The organism is Caballeronia sp. LZ019, from assembly GCF_031450825.1.
Classification (GTDB): Bacteria; Pseudomonadota; Gammaproteobacteria; order Burkholderiales; family Burkholderiaceae; genus Caballeronia.
Genome location: NZ_JARTVZ010000002.1, coordinates 953,273 through 969,011, shown reverse-complemented (window position 1 = coordinate 969,011; position 15,739 = coordinate 953,273). Strand labels below are relative to the sequence as shown.

At 62.7% G+C, this 15,739-nt stretch carries 20 protein-coding genes and 1 pseudogene; 8 read left to right on the top strand and 13 right to left on the bottom strand.

Annotation, left to right across the window (positions count from 1 at the left end; genetic code table 11):
• Position 1: 1 nt before the first annotated feature.
• The 5 genes from P9255_RS07485 to P9255_RS07465 form a co-directional block, all read right to left on the bottom strand.
• The gene (locus tag P9255_RS07485) at positions 2–490 is read right to left on the bottom strand and encodes a hypothetical protein (protein WP_309766354.1); all 489 of its coding nucleotides are present in this window, start codon (positions 488–490) and stop codon (positions 2–4) included.
• Positions 491–1,807 carry a sorbosone dehydrogenase family protein gene (locus P9255_RS07480; protein ID WP_309766352.1) on the bottom strand — a complete coding sequence of 439 codons (1,317 nt, stop codon included), beginning with the start codon at positions 1,805–1,807 and terminating at the stop codon, positions 491–493.
• The gene (locus P9255_RS07475) at positions 1,807–1,974 is read right to left on the bottom strand and encodes a hypothetical protein (RefSeq protein WP_309766350.1); all 168 of its coding nucleotides are present in this window, start codon (positions 1,972–1,974) and stop codon (positions 1,807–1,809) included. Before P9255_RS07475 ends, P9255_RS07480 begins: the two co-directional genes overlap by 1 nt.
• 62 nt (positions 1,975–2,036) lie before the next feature.
• The gene (locus tag P9255_RS07470; protein WP_309766348.1) at positions 2,037–2,432 is read right to left on the bottom strand and encodes a DUF3175 domain-containing protein; all 396 of its coding nucleotides are present in this window, start codon (positions 2,430–2,432) and stop codon (positions 2,037–2,039) included.
• Positions 2,433–2,444: 12 nt separating this feature from the next.
• Positions 2,445–3,062, bottom strand: a complete 618-nt coding sequence (locus P9255_RS07465) for a UdgX family uracil-DNA binding protein (protein ID WP_309766346.1) — start codon at positions 3,060–3,062, stop codon at positions 2,445–2,447.
• Between the two features lie 194 nt (positions 3,063–3,256).
• On the opposite strand from P9255_RS07465, the gene P9255_RS07460 reads away from it, so the two are divergent.
• On the top strand, positions 3,257–3,568 hold the full coding sequence (locus P9255_RS07460) for a hypothetical protein (protein ID WP_309789298.1): 312 nt from the start codon (positions 3,257–3,259) through the stop codon (positions 3,566–3,568).
• 58 nt (positions 3,569–3,626) lie between these two features.
• Here the strand turns inward: P9255_RS07460 and pqqA are convergent, their stop codons facing one another.
• From pqqA to P9255_RS07445, 3 genes are all read right to left on the bottom strand, one after another.
• Entirely contained in the window at positions 3,627–3,701 is a 75-nt protein-coding gene (gene pqqA, locus P9255_RS07455) for a pyrroloquinoline quinone precursor peptide PqqA (RefSeq protein WP_008353049.1), read from the bottom strand.
• Between the two features lie 162 nt (positions 3,702–3,863).
• The gene (locus tag P9255_RS07450; RefSeq protein WP_309766343.1) at positions 3,864–4,064 is read right to left on the bottom strand and encodes a hypothetical protein; all 201 of its coding nucleotides are present in this window, start codon (positions 4,062–4,064) and stop codon (positions 3,864–3,866) included.
• Between the two features lie 20 nt (positions 4,065–4,084).
• The gene (locus P9255_RS07445; protein ID WP_309766342.1) at positions 4,085–4,318 is read right to left on the bottom strand and encodes a DUF2795 domain-containing protein; all 234 of its coding nucleotides are present in this window, start codon (positions 4,316–4,318) and stop codon (positions 4,085–4,087) included.
• A 120-nt stretch (positions 4,319–4,438) separates the two neighbouring features.
• Here P9255_RS07445 and P9255_RS07440 point away from each other — a divergent pair, with 120 nt between their 5' ends.
• Entirely contained in the window at positions 4,439–4,675 is a 237-nt protein-coding gene (locus tag P9255_RS07440) for a hypothetical protein (RefSeq protein WP_309766339.1), read from the top strand.
• Between the two features lie 11 nt (positions 4,676–4,686).
• Here P9255_RS07440 and P9255_RS07435 read toward each other — a convergent pair whose 3' ends face one another.
• Complete coding sequence (locus P9255_RS07435; protein ID WP_309789297.1) at positions 4,687–7,578, bottom strand: EAL domain-containing protein; 2,892 nt, start codon at positions 7,576–7,578, stop codon at positions 4,687–4,689.
• Positions 7,579–7,771: 193 nt separating this feature from the next.
• Positions 7,772–8,191 carry a GNAT family N-acetyltransferase gene (locus tag P9255_RS07430; protein ID WP_309766336.1) on the bottom strand — a complete coding sequence of 140 codons (420 nt, stop codon included), beginning with the start codon at positions 8,189–8,191 and terminating at the stop codon, positions 7,772–7,774.
• Between the two features lie 63 nt (positions 8,192–8,254).
• Here P9255_RS07430 and P9255_RS07425 point away from each other — a divergent pair, with 63 nt between their 5' ends.
• The gene (locus tag P9255_RS07425) at positions 8,255–8,752 is read left to right on the top strand and encodes a cupin domain-containing protein (RefSeq protein ID WP_404980294.1); all 498 of its coding nucleotides are present in this window, start codon (positions 8,255–8,257) and stop codon (positions 8,750–8,752) included.
• Here P9255_RS07425 and mobB read toward each other — a convergent pair.
• Positions 8,749–9,273, bottom strand: a complete 525-nt coding sequence (mobB, locus tag P9255_RS07420; protein WP_309766332.1) for a molybdopterin-guanine dinucleotide biosynthesis protein B — start codon at positions 9,271–9,273, stop codon at positions 8,749–8,751. The genes P9255_RS07425 and mobB overlap by 4 nt on opposite strands.
• 134 nt (positions 9,274–9,407) lie before the next feature.
• On the opposite strand from mobB, the gene P9255_RS07415 reads away from it, so the two are divergent.
• Positions 9,408–11,939, top strand: a complete 2,532-nt coding sequence (locus P9255_RS07415) for an adenosylcobalamin-dependent ribonucleoside-diphosphate reductase (RefSeq protein ID WP_309766330.1) — start codon at positions 9,408–9,410, stop codon at positions 11,937–11,939.
• Here the strand turns inward: P9255_RS07415 and P9255_RS07410 are convergent.
• Complete coding sequence (locus P9255_RS07410; RefSeq protein WP_309766328.1) at positions 11,936–12,520, bottom strand: TetR/AcrR family transcriptional regulator; 585 nt, start codon at positions 12,518–12,520, stop codon at positions 11,936–11,938. The genes P9255_RS07415 and P9255_RS07410 overlap by 4 nt on opposite strands.
• Before the next feature lie 87 nt (positions 12,521–12,607).
• On the opposite strand from P9255_RS07410, the gene P9255_RS07405 reads away from it, so the two are divergent.
• The gene (locus tag P9255_RS07405) at positions 12,608–13,075 is read left to right on the top strand and encodes a nuclear transport factor 2 family protein (protein ID WP_309766326.1); all 468 of its coding nucleotides are present in this window, start codon (positions 12,608–12,610) and stop codon (positions 13,073–13,075) included.
• A gap of 4 nt (positions 13,076–13,079) precedes the next feature.
• Here the strand turns inward: P9255_RS07405 and P9255_RS07400 are convergent.
• Positions 13,080–14,101, bottom strand: a pseudogene (locus P9255_RS07400) (transporter).
• Positions 14,102–14,314: 213 nt separating this feature from the next.
• Here P9255_RS07400 and P9255_RS07395 point away from each other — a divergent pair.
• From P9255_RS07395 to P9255_RS07385, 3 genes are all read left to right on the top strand, one after another.
• Entirely contained in the window at positions 14,315–14,659 is a 345-nt protein-coding gene (locus tag P9255_RS07395; protein WP_309766324.1) for a hypothetical protein, read from the top strand.
• A gap of 62 nt (positions 14,660–14,721) precedes the next feature.
• On the top strand, positions 14,722–15,153 hold the full coding sequence (locus tag P9255_RS07390; RefSeq protein ID WP_309766322.1) for a response regulator: 432 nt from the start codon (positions 14,722–14,724) through the stop codon (positions 15,151–15,153).
• A 296-nt stretch (positions 15,154–15,449) separates the two neighbouring features.
• Entirely contained in the window at positions 15,450–15,725 is a 276-nt protein-coding gene (locus tag P9255_RS07385) for a hypothetical protein (protein ID WP_309766320.1), read from the top strand.
• Positions 15,726–15,739: the final 14 nt, after the last annotated feature.

The following is a 15,739-nucleotide window of genomic DNA, read 5'->3' as shown; positions in this document are numbered from 1 at the left end:
CTCAGCGCTTGTGCTTCGGTATCGCGCGCGCGCCGACGAGCGGATTGAACCCGGCAGGCTTGCGCGACGACGCCTCCTGCTTTTCGGAGCCCTCATCGCTTCGCTTGCCGCCTAGCTGGCTCAACAGGTCTTCGTCGTCGGCAGGCTCTTCGCTGGTATCGTCAGCGACATGCGCCTTCGGCGGACTCCTTCCCGAAAGATGCTCGACCACCGACAAGAAGTCCTTCTGTGCCGAACGCAACGCGCGCCCCGGCATCATGATGAGCACGACCGCTTCCTGAAGCGTTCGGTCATCCACGGTATGCATGGAGCCTGCTTCGTTCCAGTCGATGCCGCTATCCGCATAAGCCGCGATCACCTGATGCAACACAGCGGGTGACAATACGCCCGCGTCGTACAGGCCGACGATCTGCCGCTCCGCAAGTGCGAAGAGCGTGAGCCGAGGCGCGGCCTGCGCTTCTTCTTTAGCCTTGGGCTTGCGCGCGGCCACTTATTTCGACGCGGGCGCGACCCGCCAGACGGTATTGCCGACATCGTCGGCGACGAGCAGGCCACCCGTGCGATCGACTGCCACGCCGACCGGACGCCCGAGCGCGCGTCCATCCGATGACAAGAAGCCCGTCAGTATGTCTTCGGGCGGTCCCGAAGGCTTGCCATTCGCGAATGGAACGAACACGACCTTATAACCGCTCTTCGGCTTGCGGTTCCAAGACCCGTGCTGACCGATGAACGCGCCGTTCCAGTAGCGCTGGGGAAACGCTTTACCATCGTAGAACGCGAGGCCGAGCGATGCCGTATGCGCGCCCAGCGCGTAGTCGGGAACGATGGCCGCGTCCACGAGATCGTCGCGTTGCGGCTTCACGCGATCATCGACGTGCTGCCCGAAATAGCTATAAGGCCAGCCATAGAAACCGCCGTCTTTCACGGCCGTCATATAGTCGGGCACGAGTTCGTTGCCAATTTCGTCGCGCTCGTTCACAGCGGTCCACAGTGCACCGCTTTGCGGTTGCCACGCCATGCCATTAGGATTGCGCAAGCCCGTTGCATAGAGCCGCGATGCTTTACTGGCAATGTCCACTTCGACGATCGCCGCACGTCCGTTCTCGGCGTCGATGCCATTCTCCGCAGCGTTGCTGTTCGAGCCGACCGTGACGTAAAGCCGCTTGCCGTCAGGGCTTGCAATGACGTTCTTGGTCCAGTGATGATTGATCGGCCCGGCGGGCAGGTCGATGAACTTCTCACCGGGCGATGCGATCTGCGTGTCGCCGTTTCGATAAGGAAAGCGCACGACGGCATCGGTATTCGCAACATAGAGATAGTCGCCGACGAGCGCCATTCCGAAGGGCGAATGCAGCTTGTCGATGAACACGGCGCGCGTCTCCGCGACGCCATCGCCGTCGGCGTCGCGCAGCAGCGTGATGCGATCCGCGCTCGGCCCTGCAGCGCCAGCACGCTTCATCACCTTCTTCGTGATGATGCCTTTGAGACCCGCGTTCTCGTCATGCTGCGCAGGCGTATTGCTTTCGGCAACGAGAACGTCGCCGTTGGGCAGCGTCGCAAGCCAGCGCGGATGATCGAGTCCGGCGGCGAACGCAGTCACCCCGAAGCCTTGCGCCGCGACGGGCCGTTGACCCTGCGCCCAGGGTTTTGCAGGCGCGATGTTCACCGTCGGCAGCAATGCTCGCTTTGGGGCTGGCAACGTAGGATTCGGGCCGAAGCCGGGGGCGTAATCGTCGGCGCTGGCTACGGAGCTTGCTAGACCGAGGGCGACGATTGCCGCCGCGCACCGGTGAATGCGGCGCTTCATCAGCCCCCGCCGATGCCTTGCGTCACCTTGCCGGTGCCGCTGCATGTCGGGCATTCGCCGCCGTCCTGCTTGCCGGTGCCGTTGCAGTCCGGACAGATGTCTTCGCCGGTGCCGGGTGCGCCGGGTTCGGCTTCATCGCCCGGGCTGAGAGGAGGTTCTTGCGCCATGGTCGTCTCCTTGTCGATTGCACGGCTAATAGCAAGTCACATTCCCGATGCGTCCGGCGCGCTCAGGGCTTTCGGCCGAACGCCTCGCGCAAGTGCTTTTTGGCCCGTTCCAGTGTCTTGCGTCGCGTCTTCGGCAGATTGCGGCCCGCTCGATTGATATAGAAATTGAGCATCGACATCGCCGATTGAAACGGCGTGCCCTTGCGTCGCGTGCTGCTCGTCGACGAATGCTTGAGCGATTGCGCAATTTCCTCGGCGTTGCCCGTCTTGAAGATGTCGCGCTCGATATCCATTGCATCGCTGGTTTCCATCACGTGATGCGACCAGCGATGATCGTCGTTCCTGGGCTTGGCAGACTTGCTGGATGCGCTGCGCGTCTTCTTCTTGCGATCGCTCGCGAGCGTATGACGTTGGCGCGTGGTCTTAGAAGTCTTTGCAGTCTTGCGGGTGGTTGCCATGAGGTTTCCCGATCAACGTTTGGCTTTCAGCAAGCGATGCGCTTCGCGCAGCGCATCGACGATGGCCTGATACGCGGCATGACGCGTTTCCGGATCGGCCGCGCGCAAAACATACGACGGGTGATAGGTGGCGACGATCACCCGTCCGTCATGCTCGATCGCCTGTCCCATCGAAGCCTGCAGTTTCGCCTTGGAATCGCTCAGCACGGATTTGAGCGCCGTTGCGCCGAGTGCGACGATGACCTTCGGATCGATATCCGCAGTCTCTCGGTCCATCCAGTAATGACATGCATCGATCTCGCGCTGTGCAGGCGTCTTGTGCATGCGTCGCTTGCCGCGCGGTTCCCATTTGAAATGCTTGACTGCGTTCGTGACATAGACATCTTTACGCGCGACACCGGCTTCCTCCAGCGCGCGATCGAGCATGGCGCCCGCAGGGCCGACGAAGGGCTTGCCTTGCAAATCCTCCTGATCGCCGGGCTGCTCGCCGACGACCATCAACGGCGCATGGCGCGGGCCGGCACCGGGCACGCCCTGCGTTGCGTCCTTATAGAGCGCGCAGCGGTGACACTCATCGAGTGATGCGGGCGTTTGATCCGGTTCGACACCGGGTTGCTTGAGCGTTGCCATCAGCGTCAGGCGTTGAGCGTATGTGGGACGACATCAAAGGGCGTTTGCGAAAGCGGGGGCATCGCACTCTCCGTTGTCTAACGAAGAACGACAAGCAATGATCGGACCTCTCGCTCAAAGCGGCTCAGCCATTGCGAAGCGAGTGGAATGTCCGTTGCTGTGCAACAGATCATCAACTCGATAGGAGGCGTGCAATGGGTACCGACGACGATCGTTTGGAAGGGAAAGGCAGCACGGACAAGCCGCTCGGCGATGCCGGCAGCGGCGCGAGCGGAGGCGGCTCTATTGGAAACCTGCCAGGACCCGGGGCGGCAACGGGCGGCGATCCGAAGCAAGGCGTGCGTCAGCCGAATGCAGGCGAAGTCGAACCGGAGAACCGGCGTCTGGAGCAGGACCCGCATCAGACTGCAGAAGTGCCGCTAGGCTCTGGCGACCGGCCTGAGCCGACCGGTAAGGGCGGGCAGGGACCTCAAACAGGACAGGACGTCCCGCCGCGCGGGAATTGAGGTAAAAGGGATTGCAGAGGAAAAAGTACGGCCGCTTGTCGCGGCCGTTTTTTGCAGATTAGCGCGTGGCAATGTACATCGTGATTTCGAAGCCGAAACGCATATCGGTGAAGCTCGGGGTTTCCCACTTCATAAAGCCTCCTTGTGCAATAAGCGGCCTGGCGGATGCCGGGCCGTTGCGCGGTGGTGGTCTGCAAGCGCCGTGCAAAGCCGCGCCCCAATTCGACGCTCTTAAATGCTAGCGGAGTTTGGCGCTTGCATGATTGGAAATCGCCTGCGCGTTCATTTAATTTATTTATAGCGACCTCGGACGATTGCCCGAATCGTCAGGGTTTACGCTGGCCTTGTCGGGATCGGTTGCTTCGTCGCGCTCCAATGCCTCACCGGGACGAGGGATTACCCTATCCGCTTCGTCGGGCGTGATGTTGTTCAGTTCATTGCCGCCCGGTGCATGGGGCTTGTCATGCGTATCGGGTGCTTCGGGAGTTTGAGCCATCACGTGTCCTCGTTTGACGGTTATTCGGCGCGCGAGGCTTCGCGCAGCACAGCGGCATCGCTGTCGTACTTGTGGTCGCGCATCTTGTGCAACAAGGCAATGACTTCACCGTTCGCTCCGTTGCGTTGCGCAAGTGCAATAAGTTTTTCCTTGCCTAGCGGGTATTCAGCGCCCTTTAACGCTTGAGCGATCTCATCCATACGCGGTTCATCTTCGTGCCTCTGGTCCTGCGACTGCGCGGGATGCTGAGACATAAGGCCTCCTTGTTCGGTGTGACGATAACGATGAGACAAACAGCAACGCATGTACCTGTAGCCAGGCGCGTTTGATGCTGCGTTCGTATACCGGTCGCATTGATAAAGGGAGGACAGCAGATGACCATTAGCGCAGACCGCATCTCCGACACGGAAGTCAAGGTCGAGAACACGATCTACACCTTCGACGGCAAGGACAGAGCCGACGCGTTTCAGCAATGTCTCGGCAGCGACAGCGTCGAAACGTGCGCCGCCGATCACGCGCCGCTATCGACGCGCGCCGTTAGTGCAAGCGATACCGCACTGGGAGGCGAGCCCGGCAGCATCATTTCGCCGTCGATGGGCGGCATGCCCTGAACGCAGTGCGTTCACAGCGCCGCGCTGTTCGTCGCGCGCGGCGCGAGAGACGTACGCGTGAGGGCGTGTAAAGGCAAGGGCTTATCGAAGAAATAGCCCTGCGCCTGCGCCGCGCCCATGTCGCGCAGCACGGCAAGCGTTGCCGCGTCTTCCACGCCTTCCGCCACGAGCGTAAGGTCGAGTGATTCGGCCATTCTCACGATCGCACGCACGATTGCGCGGCTGCGTGCGCTTTGAGTGAGTTCGAGAATGAATGACTTGTCGATCTTGAGGCCGCTGAACCGATACTGATGCACATAGCTCAGCGACGAAAATCCCGAACCGAAATCGTCCAGCACGACGGACATGCCGTTATCGGCGAGACGCTGCATGGTGCGGCGCGCGAGATCCGGCTCGGCGACGAGCGCGCCTTCGGTGAGTTCAAGACATACACGCGAAGGCGATACGCGGTAACGACGCAATAACGCAAGGACGTCATCCGCGAATTCGGGGCGCGTCATGCTATAGCTCGAGCAGTTCACATGCACCGGCGGCCAGTGCGCGTAACGCTCGTTCGAGAGAATGGCGGCCACGCGTTCGAGCATATAAAGATCGAGCCGGCCGATGAGTCTCAGGCCTTCCACCGACGGCAGAAATTCACCCGGCCCCACGATGCTTCCATCCGGCTGGCGCCAGCGTATGAGCGCTTCGAGCGCGACGACTTCCCCGCTCTTGACATCGACGATAGGCTGGAAATAGGGCAGTAATTCGTCGTCGCGCTTCATTGCGTTGCGCAGCGCGCCTTCGCGTTCGACCTGGTCCGATACCTCGCGCCGCAATTCCTGGTTGAACACGACAAAGCTGTCGCGCCCCGCATTCTTCACGCGATACATCGCCGTATCGGCATCGCGCAGGAGATCCGCAGGCTCGGTATGGAACTGACTGTCCGCAGTGACGATGCCGATGCTGCACGACGAAAAAACCACATGCTCTTCGATATGAAACGGCAGATCGAATGCGGCGAGAATGCGCCTCGCAATCGCGATGGCGTCGTGAACCGGCGCGTTAGCGGAAAGCACCGCGAACTCATCGCCGCCGAGGCGTGCGAGCAGGTCGGTCGAACGCACGCAATCGCGCAATCGCGCGGCGGCCTGGACGAGCAGCATGTCGCCGAAGTGATGACCCAGACTGTCGTTCACGACCTTGAAGCGGTCGAGGTCGATGAACATCACCGATAGCTCGTGCCCACGCGTGCGGTAGTCGTTCCATGCGCCGCGAAGCCGCTGCATCAGATGACTACGGTTCGGCAGGCTCGTCAGTGAGTCATGCGCGTTTTCGTAGAGAAGACGGGCGTTGGCTTCATCGAGCTCGCGCGTGCGGGCCTGCACGCGTGCTTCGAGTTCGAGGTTGGCCGCATGCAAGGCCTCGGCGTCGCGGCGGCGCGATAACGCGGTATCGATATGACGCGATACGAACGTCAGCAATTCCTGGTCGCGCAGTGAATAACGCACCAGCGGCGAATAGCTTTGCACGGCAAGCACGCCGCGCACGACATCGCCGTCGAAGAGGGGAATGCCGAGCCATGAACGCAGGCGCACGGTGCCCGTTTCGGTCTCGAATGCCCCTTCATCGATGAGCCGCATGGCTTCCTGGTGATCGATCAGCCGCGCGCGACGCTCCCCGATGACGTACTCGGTCAGCCCGCGCTGACCACGACGCGGAGCAGGGCGTTCCTGCACGATTTCGTCGACGTAATACGGAAAGGACACTAACCCCGTATCCGGTTCAATCAATGCGATATAAAAATTTCGCGCATAGAGCAACTCGCCGACGATGCCGTGCAGGCTGCGAAAGAACTCCATCATGTCGCCCGGTTGACTCGACAGTTCAGCGATCTGATAGAGCGCGGCCTGCAAATGCTCGGAACGCTCGCGCTCGGCAATGCCATGACGCAGCGCCGCGTTGAGCTGCGAAAGCTCGGACGTGCGGCGTGCAACCTGTTCTTCGAGATCGGCGCGATGAAGAATGCGGTCGAGCGCCATGGCCACGTGGCGCGCGACGACGAGAAAGAGCGCACGGTCCTCGGCGGTGTAGATGCGCGACACGTCGTAGACCTGCATCGCGAGCATGCCGAACACTTCGTCGGATGCGTTCTTGAGCGGCGCCCCCATCCAGAACTCGGGGCGGTCTCCAAGGCAATAGAAGCGTCCGTCGCGCTCGGCGGCGGTGATGTCGGCGCGCGTGACGAATAGCGGCTGGCCGCTCGTCAGGACGCGGCCTGTCATCGAGAGATGCGACGGATCGAGGATGTCGTAATTCTCTGCGGCCTGCACGTCGGTATCGATGACATCGACGTAATACGGATAAGTGATCCTGCCACTCTTGCGATCGTAAAGCGCCAGATAAAAGTTCTCGGCGTCGATGAGCGTGCCAAGCCGCTCATGCACGCAGCGCAAGAATTCGGCGCGGTCGCGCACCGAGCTCGCCAGATAGGCAATCTCATACAGCACGCGTTGCGTAAGCTGCGCGCGGGCCAGCGCGTCCGCCTGAACGCGTTCGCCGAGACGCCGGGCAAGGCTCGCCAGTTGCGCATCGTTCTTGTGCACCGCAGGCGCGACGAGCCATCCGAGAACGCCTTCACCACGTCCGGTAGGCCAGCGGTGCCAGCCATGCGCCGCGCATTGCTCGTCGAGCCCTTCTTCCGGGATGCTGCGCGGCCATTTCAGCGACGCGTCGCCGCGATGCGCGAGATGCAATTGCTCGCCCGCGCGATACCACGCCCACTCGCGGCTGCAGTCCATCGAGGCGGCATCGCGCAGCAGCGCTTCTATCGGCTGAGTGTCGGTCACTTCGGTCACGTCGTCCGTTGGGGCCGCGACTAAAGCTGAAACGGGCATCGCGTTATACGCGGAAAACACACTCATCGGCGCTCCAGGCCATTTTTTTCTTGGGGCATTCAGGCCGCCGCGCTGGGGGCCTGGGTCCGCGTTCAGTCGTTAGTCAAGCAATCGCTCTTATTGGGCTAACGGCACGGAGCATACAGGCTTGAGCATCGCGCAAAAAAAATGTAAGGCGCGATTGAACCAACGCGCGCCAATAACGCCGTCTAAGACCCTGTCAAAAGCGCTTCTGCAGAAAAATACGTGGACGTCCGTCATGAAAATCCGCAAGCTCGCCGAAGGTCTCATAGCCGCAGCGCAGGTAAAGATTACGTGCTTGCGGGTTGAGCGTGTCGAGCCAGGCGGCACGGCAGCCGCGCTGTTTCGCCTCTATTTCGGCGGCTTCGAGCGCGCGTGCGGCGAGCCCCTGGCCGCGCATGTCTTCGCGTATCCAGAGCCATTTGACGAAGAGCCAGCCCCAGGCAGTAAAGCCTGCCAGTCCGCCGACGAAGTCGTCATCGACATAGAGCGATACCGCGAGATCGCGATGCCCGCTCGGCCCGAGTTGCGATGCGTTGAATTGGGCGAGCCCGCCCGCGACATCGGCCTCGAACGATTCGTCGATCCAGTCGGTAACGGAAATGGTGATGTCGCGCATAGCGATGGCCCGGGCGCTTGGGGAACATGCAGAATACGCGAAACTCAGGAAAGGGGAATGAGCATGCACGAACCAATCGACAGTCACGCGCTGATTGCGCGCCTGCAATTGCAGCCGCATCCGGAAGGCGGCTACTTTCGCGAGACGTATCGCGCGGACCATCGCGTGTTGCGGGAAGCATCGAATGAAGCACGTTCGGCTTCCACCGCCATTTACTATCTTCTTTGCGATGGCGCGCATTCCGCGTGGCATCGCATTCGCTCCGACGAAGTCTGGCACTTCTACGCGGGCGATCCGGTCGACGTCCATGTGATCGATGCCGACGGCACGTCGACCACGCATCGGCTCGGCAACGCAGTGGCGCATGCGGACGTTGTCTTTCAGGCCGTGGTGAAGGCAGGCGACTGGTTCGCGGCCGAATGCCGCGAGGCATCAGGCGTGGCGCTGGTCGGCTGCACCGTTGCCCCGGGCTTCGAATTCAGTGAGTTCGAACTTGCAGCGCCGGGTGAATTGCAGGCGCGCTATCCGCAGCATCGCGAATTGATTGCGCGGCTCGCCTAAGCATTCGACGCAAGCCCCAAGGTGTCGCATATGAATGCGCCGATGCGTGCTGCGTCATCGAGCGGCAGCGTCGGAAGGGCGGTATCGATCGAGGATGCGTCGTCCGTTGCGATAGCGAGTATCTCGACATCGGTCTTGAAGAGCGGCTCCGTTGCGGTGGATGGTCGCACGACTTCGAGTCGCGGCATCGCTTCACGCGCGAAGCCTTCGACGATGACCAGATCGGCGGGCGCAAGGCGTGCGGCAAGCGTGGCAAGCGGCGGCTCGGCTTCGTCGTTCAGTTCGTGGACGATCGCATACCGGTAGGGCGACGCGATCAGCACTTCGCCTGCGCCTGCGCGGCGAAAGCGCGCACTGTCCTTGGCCGGCGGCTCGAGCTCGATCGAATGATGGCTATGCTTGATGACGTTCACGGTGAGACCGCGTGCGCGAAACCACGGCAGCAGCGCTTCGATCAACGTGGTCTTTCCTTGGCCGGAGCGGCCCGAAATGCCGAAAAACGGCGGGTGCGACGAATTCATGCGACGGTTTTATACGGGGTGAATGAAGCAACGGCGAGTTTAGCGGTTCCGTGGCGAGCCCGGTGATTTCGCGCTATCGTCGGGCATCGCGTTTGCGAACCACGGCAAGCGCGCGACATACCATAGGATCAGACATGGCCGAAGACAATCCGAGCACCGCGCTCGCTCCGCAGCAATTCTCCATCGACGTCATGCTCGAAAAGTACGCCAAGGGCGACGAGGCTCGCGTCGAAGACATTCATCGACGCGTCGCGCGGGGCGTGGCGTTAGCCGAGCCGGCGGAACTGCGCGCGAAGACGGAGGCGGAGTTCGTCGACAACTTCAGACGCGGCGCTCTGGGCGCTGGTCGCATCATGAGCGCGGCGGGCGCGGGCATCGATGCAACGCTCATCAACTGCTTCGTGCAGCCGGTCGGAGATGCGATACAGGGCGTCGATGACAACGGGCTGCCCGGCATCTACGTCGCGCTTCTGCAAGCGGCGGAAACCATGCGGCGCGGCGGCGGAGTGGGCTATAACTTCTCGGCGATCCGTCCGCGCGGCGCGCGAGTGCATTCGACGGGCTCCGCCGCATCCGGCCCGTGCAGCTACATGGACGTCTTCGATGCATCCTGCCGCACGGTCGAGAGCGCGGGCGCGCGGCGCGGCGCGCAAATGGGCATCCTCGATTGCACACATCCGGACCTGCTCGAATTCATCGCGGCGAAGCACACGAAAGGGCGCTGGAACAACTTCAACGTCTCCGTCGCCGTAAGCGATGACTTCATGCAGGCCGTCGCCGACGATGCGATCTGGCAGCTCGTGCACAAGGCGGAGCCATCGCCGGCGCAGCGATCATCGGCGGATATCCGGCAGCGCGAAGACGGATTGTGGGTGTATCGAGAGGTCAGGGCGCGCGAAGTGTGGAACACGATCATGCGTTCTACTTACGATGTCGCCGAGCCGGGCGTCGTCTTCATCTCTCGCATGAACGGCGACAACAACCTGCGCGCGGTCGAATCCATTCGCGCGACGAACCCGTGCGGCGAACAACCCTTGCCCGCTTACGGTTGCTGCAACCTCGGCCCGATCAATCTGACGCGGCTCGTGCGCGACCCGTTCGCGCAGATGCGCGGCGGTGCGCCGTCATTCGACTGGGACGGCCTTGCGCGCGCCACGCGCACGCAAGTGCGCTTCCTCGACGACGTGCTCGATGTCACGCTGTGGCCGTTGCCGGAACAGGCGCGCGAGGCGCAAGCGAAGCGGCGCATCGGCGTGGGATTCACGGGTCTCGGCGATACGCTCGTCATGCTCGGACTACGCTACGACGCACAGGAAGGCCGCGACTTCGCGGCACGCATTGGCCGCGCGATGCGCGACGAAGCGTATCGTGCGTCGGTTGATCTCGCACGCGAACGCGGCGCGTTTCCGCTATTCGACGCCACGCGGTATCTCGAGGAAGGCACGTTCGCATCGCGCCTGCCGGACGATATCCAGAGCGCAATCCGCCTGCACGGCATTCGCAATAGCCACCTGCTTTCCATTGCGCCGACGGGCACCGTGAGCCTCGCGTTCGCGGACAATGCATCGAATGGCATCGAGCCTGCATTCTCGTGGACGTACCAGCGCACGAAGCGCATGGCGGACGGCTCGCGTCAGAGCTTCGCGGTCGAGGATCATGCGTATCGCCTGTATCGCGAGATGGGCGGGGACGTGAACGCACTGCCGGAATACTTCGTGAATGCGCTGCAAATGTCCGCGCATGACCACCTGGAGATGATGGCGGCGGTGCAGCCTTTCGTCGATACGTCGATCTCGAAGACGGTGAATGTCCCCGCCGATTATCCGTTCGACAAGTTCCAGGACCTGTATTTCGAGGCCTGGCGGCGTGGCCTCAAGGGGCTGGCGACGTATCGGCCGAACGAGACGCTGGGCGCGGTGCTGTCCGTGACGCCGCCAGAAACGCCGAGCGATTCGCCCGATCCGGAACTGGACCTCGATCCTCTGCGCATTGCAATCGATCACCGGCCGCGCGGCGAGTTGCCTGCGATCATCGAGAAGGTCGAATATCTGACGCAGGCCGGCAAGAAGTCGCTGTATCTCGCGGTCTCGTTCATTGAAGTGACGGGGCGCATTGCGGGCCAGGACGTGACGATCGAGCGTCCTATCGAATTTTTCATTCCAACGGGCCAGCGCGACGAATCACAGCAGTGGATCACCGCAACCATGCGTTCGCTTTCGCTCGCGGCACGCGGCGGTTTCGCCGCGCGCACGCTTCAGGACATGCGCAAGGTTTCGTGGGATCGCGGACAAGTACGGCTCGGCGATGTGGAGCGGCTCGACGGCCATCGCAGTCCGCGCTGGCACGATTCGGAAGTCGCGGCGCTTGCGTATGCAATCCAGCAGATCCTGCACCGTCGCGGCTTTCTGGATGCGGAGGGAACTCAGATGCCGTCCCGCGTGCTGGCGAAGAAACGCAGCGAGGGCGCCCAACCGGTGCGCGCATTGACGGCAGACGATGAAGCCGAAACGGACGATGCTTCGGATGCCGATGTATCCGCCAGCGATGCGAACGGTCTCGCGCTGATGCACGGACGCAAATGCGCGACGTGCGGCGCCAACGCCGTCATTCGCAAGGACGGTTGCGATTTCTGCACGGCTTGCGGGGAAGTGGGGGCCTGCGGCTAGTGCGATTCGCTCGCCCCCCGGCGCACCGCGCGCACCAGCCGGGCCAGCGACTTCAACGCATTGGCGGGGGCATCGGCGAACTGCGCGGCGACGATCGCCCCATCGACGGCCAGCGCGAGCGCCTGCGCGTCGGCCTTCGCGGTGCGTGACGCGGGCATCAGCGTGCGAATGGCGGCGGTCATGTCGCGCTTGTGCCGTCGTGCGATATCGACGGCTTGCGGCAGCGTGCCGCCGACTTCCACCACCGAATTGATGAACGCGCAGCCGCGATAAGTCTCGCCGCCGAACCATTCGGCGAGCGCCGGCACGAGAGCCGACAGCGTGCCGCCATGACGCGCGAGCGCATCGCGGAACCAGGCCATCCAGTTGTCGTGCCGAAACTCGAGGAACGCGACGATCAGATCGTCCTTGCTCGCGAAATAGCGATAGAACGTCTTCTTCGCGACGCCCGATTCCGCGATCACACGATCGATGCCGGTCGCGCGGATGCCGTCGCGATAGAAAAGGTCGTGCGCGGTGCGAAGGATGCGCGCATCGGGCGCAAGCCCCGCATCATCCGTGACAGATTCGATGATGTTCATGCCGTCGATTGTAGACAGGTTCGTCTACCTGGGCTAGAGTGCTGGCAAGTAGACAGACCTGTCTACCATCACCGACCAGGAGCCGCAATGGAAAGCCGACCGCCTCTTCCGCCGTTCGATGCACACACCGCCGCGCAGAAAGTCCGTCTCGCCGAAGACGGCTGGAACACGCGCGATCCGAAGCGCGTCGCGCTGGCCTATAGCGAAGACACGCGCTGGCGCAACCGCGCGGAGTTCGTCACCGGCCGTGCGCAAGTCGAAGCGTTTCTTCAGCGCAAGTGGGTGCGCGAACTGGACTATCGGCTCATCAAGGAACTGTGGGCTTTCACGGGCAATCGCATCGCGGTGCGCTTCGCGTACGAATGGCATGACGATTCGAACAACTGGTTTCGCAGCTACGGCAACGAGAATTGGGAATTCAACGAGGCGGGGCTGATGACGCATCGTCACGCGTCGATCAACGATCTGCCGATCAGGGAGTCCGAGCGCAAGTATCACTGGCCGCTTGGCCGACGGCCCGACGATCATCCCGGCCTCAGCGACCTCGGCCTGTAGCGACTCACATGTCGCGCCGCCGCCGGAAGCCCACCATCCGGCGAGCACGGTGAAACTCGCGACGACGAGCACGAGCAGCCAGAAGCCGTGATGGTTCTCCGCGAGCGGAATGCCGCCCACGTTCATGCCGAAGAAGCCCGCCACGATGTTGATCGGCAGCGCGAGCACGGTCACGAGCGTCAGTGTGAACAGCGTGCGGTTGCTTTGCTCGTCCATGCGCGTCGCGATCTCTTCCTGCAGCAGCCTGATCCGCTCGACGAGGCCGGCCAGATCGTTCAGCACGAGCGAGAACTCTTCGGTCGCGTCGCGCAAGTCCTGAATATCCTGCGCGTGCAGCCAGCGCGGCGGCCGGGCGAGCAGGCGGAACACGGAGCCGGGTTCGGGGGCGAGCAGCCGTTGCAGCCGAACCAGCACGCGACGAAGCGCGCCGAGGTCGGAGCGCGTTTTGGACGAATGCGTTGACAGAAAATGATCTTCGATGCCATCGACCTCCGCGCTCGTGCGCCGCACGATCTGCACGAGAAGATCGGCCTGATCCCGCAGCAGATGCGCGAGCAGTTCTGCCGGCGAACGAAACACCTCGCCGCGGCGCACCGATTCGCGCAGCGAGTCGATCGAGCGCAGCGGCTTCATGCGCGCCGTGACGAGCAGCTTCTGATGCGTATAGACCCAGAGCGTCGCGATTTGCGAAGGCGTCAGTTCGAAGTCGAACATGACGTCGTTGATGACCGCGAACAGCGCGCCTTCCTGATGCTCGATGCGCGTCGAGTGCGAACCCTCGTGCAGGGTGTCGAAGAACGCGTCCGGCACGCCGAGGCGCGTGCGCATCCAGCGTTCGCACGCGCTGTTGGCGAGATCGAAGTGCAGCCAGATGAATTCCTTCGCCGTGTCGCCGCGGGCGAGCCATGCGCTCGCGGCTTCCGCGTCGATCGGTTCGCCCGGCTCATCGGCACGAAACCGAAAGCCGCAGACGAGGCCGGTGAAGTCGGAGCCGTAGGGCGGTCGGAGCAGGGTGGGAGAATTCATGCGGGCGTTCCGTGCGTTCGATGTGACATGCGCTGCGGCGGCCGGCTCGCGCGTTCAGGCGCTAGTGTGCCACTGGTCGCACCGGAAACGGTCGATGCAACCGTCGCACGTCGTGCAAGAATGGCTGTCATATTGGCGGCGTATCATGGCGCGATGCGAGACGGTCCGCCGACTCCGGCGAGCATGCCGTCGGTCAACTAGGGGAGAAGCGCGGTGGATGATCTGGACGATCTGGACGGCGTGACACAAACGACGGCGGCGGGCCTCATGCGGCTTGCATCCGTGATCGCGACGCTCGCCCGCGACGGCGAGGTGGACACGCGCTTCGGCGCGAAGCTTTTCAAGCGGCTCGACAAGGAAGCGCGGCGGGTTGCCGAGCGCGGCGACGACACGTTCGACGGCGCAGCGCGCGATGCACTTTTCGCGGCGATCGGCGAGCTCGACGTGGCGCTGCGCCAGCGCGACGCCGCTTCACTCGTCGAAGCCAACGCGCGGCTGCGCGAGCGCGAGGAAGCGCCGGCGAAGCGTCGCAAAGGCAAGAAGGAAAGCAACGCCTGAAAGGAAATTGAAGTCAGGCGCGAAACGTGCTGAGAGCCCGGCGATCCATTCAGCGAATCGCCATGTCCGTGAACTTGCATTCCCCTCATTGCGCCGTGTGGACCAGCCGCAGCGTCGACGTGGAGGTCCAGAGCTGGCGGATCCTGGTCGTCGATGACAATGCCTCCAGCGCCGAGGCGCTCGCCGCGGCGCTGACCGCGGACGGCTTCGAGACACGCGTCGCGCTCTCCGGCGTCGACGCGCTGCACGCCATCGACGGCTGGGTGCCGCACATCGTCATCCTCGATATCAGCATGCCCGAACACGACGGCTTTGCGACGGCGCGCGTGCTGCGGCGCATCGCGCGGACGCGTGACGCCGGAATCATCGCGTTCACGGCGCTCGGCGAGGAACTCGTGCGGCCACAAGGGCTGCACGCGGGCTTCGACGCGTATTGTCAAAAAGGCAATTCGCCCGCCACGCTCGTCAATCTGATTCAGCGGCTCGTCCACTGAACACCACTGTTCTGCACGCTCGTGCAGCAAAAGATTGTTCTGTCCCTGCGAAACGGCGCGGTCAGCGAGGAACCTCGTCGTCGCTCGGTACGCCTTAATCCATGCGGCAATCGCCGATTCACGCACGCTCGTGCGGCCAGCGATTGTTGGCGCACGGTGAAAAGTGAATTGAAATATATCGATATAAAAAAACGATAGTAGGGGTATACACTGCATTCCATCGACGTAGCAGACAGTTTCTCGCAATCCGCTGCGGCGCTTTCTGACACGAACGTCAACCGTCTTTGGAGCACACCATGAAACGCAATCTGATCGCTACCCTGCTTATCGCTGCTTCCGCTTCGATCGCCGCACCCGCTTTTGCAAGCGGCTACGGCCCGGCTCCGTCCTACCGCCCGGTCGTCGGCGCGCCCGCTTCGCAGCAAGGCCCGAGCGCACAAACCATCGCCGCTGAAGAAAACGCACACGGCATCGATGCCCGCGCGTTCGGCGGTTCGCGTGACTCGCTGGCTCAATCGGGCAACCGCACGCAAGCGGCTACCAGCACCAACTCGATCTACTTCGGTCACTGATCGAACCGGTCCGG

Coding starts and splice junctions, on each gene's coding strand:
- P9255_RS07480 (WP_309766352.1), bottom strand. CDS start 1,807: ATGAAGCGCCGCATTCACCGGTGCGCGGCGGCAATCGTCGCCCTCGGT.
- P9255_RS07475 (WP_309766350.1), bottom strand. CDS start 1,974: ATGGCGCAAGAACCTCCTCTCAGCCCGGGCGATGAAGCCGAACCCGGC.
- P9255_RS07470 (WP_309766348.1), bottom strand. CDS start 2,432: ATGGCAACCACCCGCAAGACTGCAAAGACTTCTAAGACCACGCGCCAA.
- P9255_RS07465 (WP_309766346.1), bottom strand. CDS start 3,062: ATGGCAACGCTCAAGCAACCCGGTGTCGAACCGGATCAAACGCCCGCA.
- P9255_RS07460 (WP_309789298.1), top strand. CDS start 3,257: ATGGGTACCGACGACGATCGTTTGGAAGGGAAAGGCAGCACGGACAAG.
- P9255_RS07450 (WP_309766343.1), bottom strand. CDS start 4,064: ATGGCTCAAACTCCCGAAGCACCCGATACGCATGACAAGCCCCATGCA.
- P9255_RS07445 (WP_309766342.1), bottom strand. CDS start 4,318: ATGTCTCAGCATCCCGCGCAGTCGCAGGACCAGAGGCACGAAGATGAA.
- P9255_RS07440 (WP_309766339.1), top strand. CDS start 4,439: ATGACCATTAGCGCAGACCGCATCTCCGACACGGAAGTCAAGGTCGAG.
- P9255_RS07435 (WP_309789297.1), bottom strand. CDS start 7,578: ATGAGTGTGTTTTCCGCGTATAACGCGATGCCCGTTTCAGCTTTAGTC.
- P9255_RS07430 (WP_309766336.1), bottom strand. CDS start 8,191: ATGCGCGACATCACCATTTCCGTTACCGACTGGATCGACGAATCGTTC.
- P9255_RS07425 (WP_404980294.1), top strand. CDS start 8,255: ATGCACGAACCAATCGACAGTCACGCGCTGATTGCGCGCCTGCAATTG.
- mobB (WP_309766332.1), bottom strand. CDS start 9,273: ATGAATTCGTCGCACCCGCCGTTTTTCGGCATTTCGGGCCGCTCCGGC.
- P9255_RS07415 (WP_309766330.1), top strand. CDS start 9,408: ATGGCCGAAGACAATCCGAGCACCGCGCTCGCTCCGCAGCAATTCTCC.
- P9255_RS07410 (WP_309766328.1), bottom strand. CDS start 12,520: ATGAACATCATCGAATCTGTCACGGATGATGCGGGGCTTGCGCCCGAT.
- P9255_RS07405 (WP_309766326.1), top strand. CDS start 12,608: ATGGAAAGCCGACCGCCTCTTCCGCCGTTCGATGCACACACCGCCGCG.
- P9255_RS07390 (WP_309766322.1), top strand. CDS start 14,722: ATGTCCGTGAACTTGCATTCCCCTCATTGCGCCGTGTGGACCAGCCGC.
- P9255_RS07385 (WP_309766320.1), top strand. CDS start 15,450: ATGAAACGCAATCTGATCGCTACCCTGCTTATCGCTGCTTCCGCTTCG.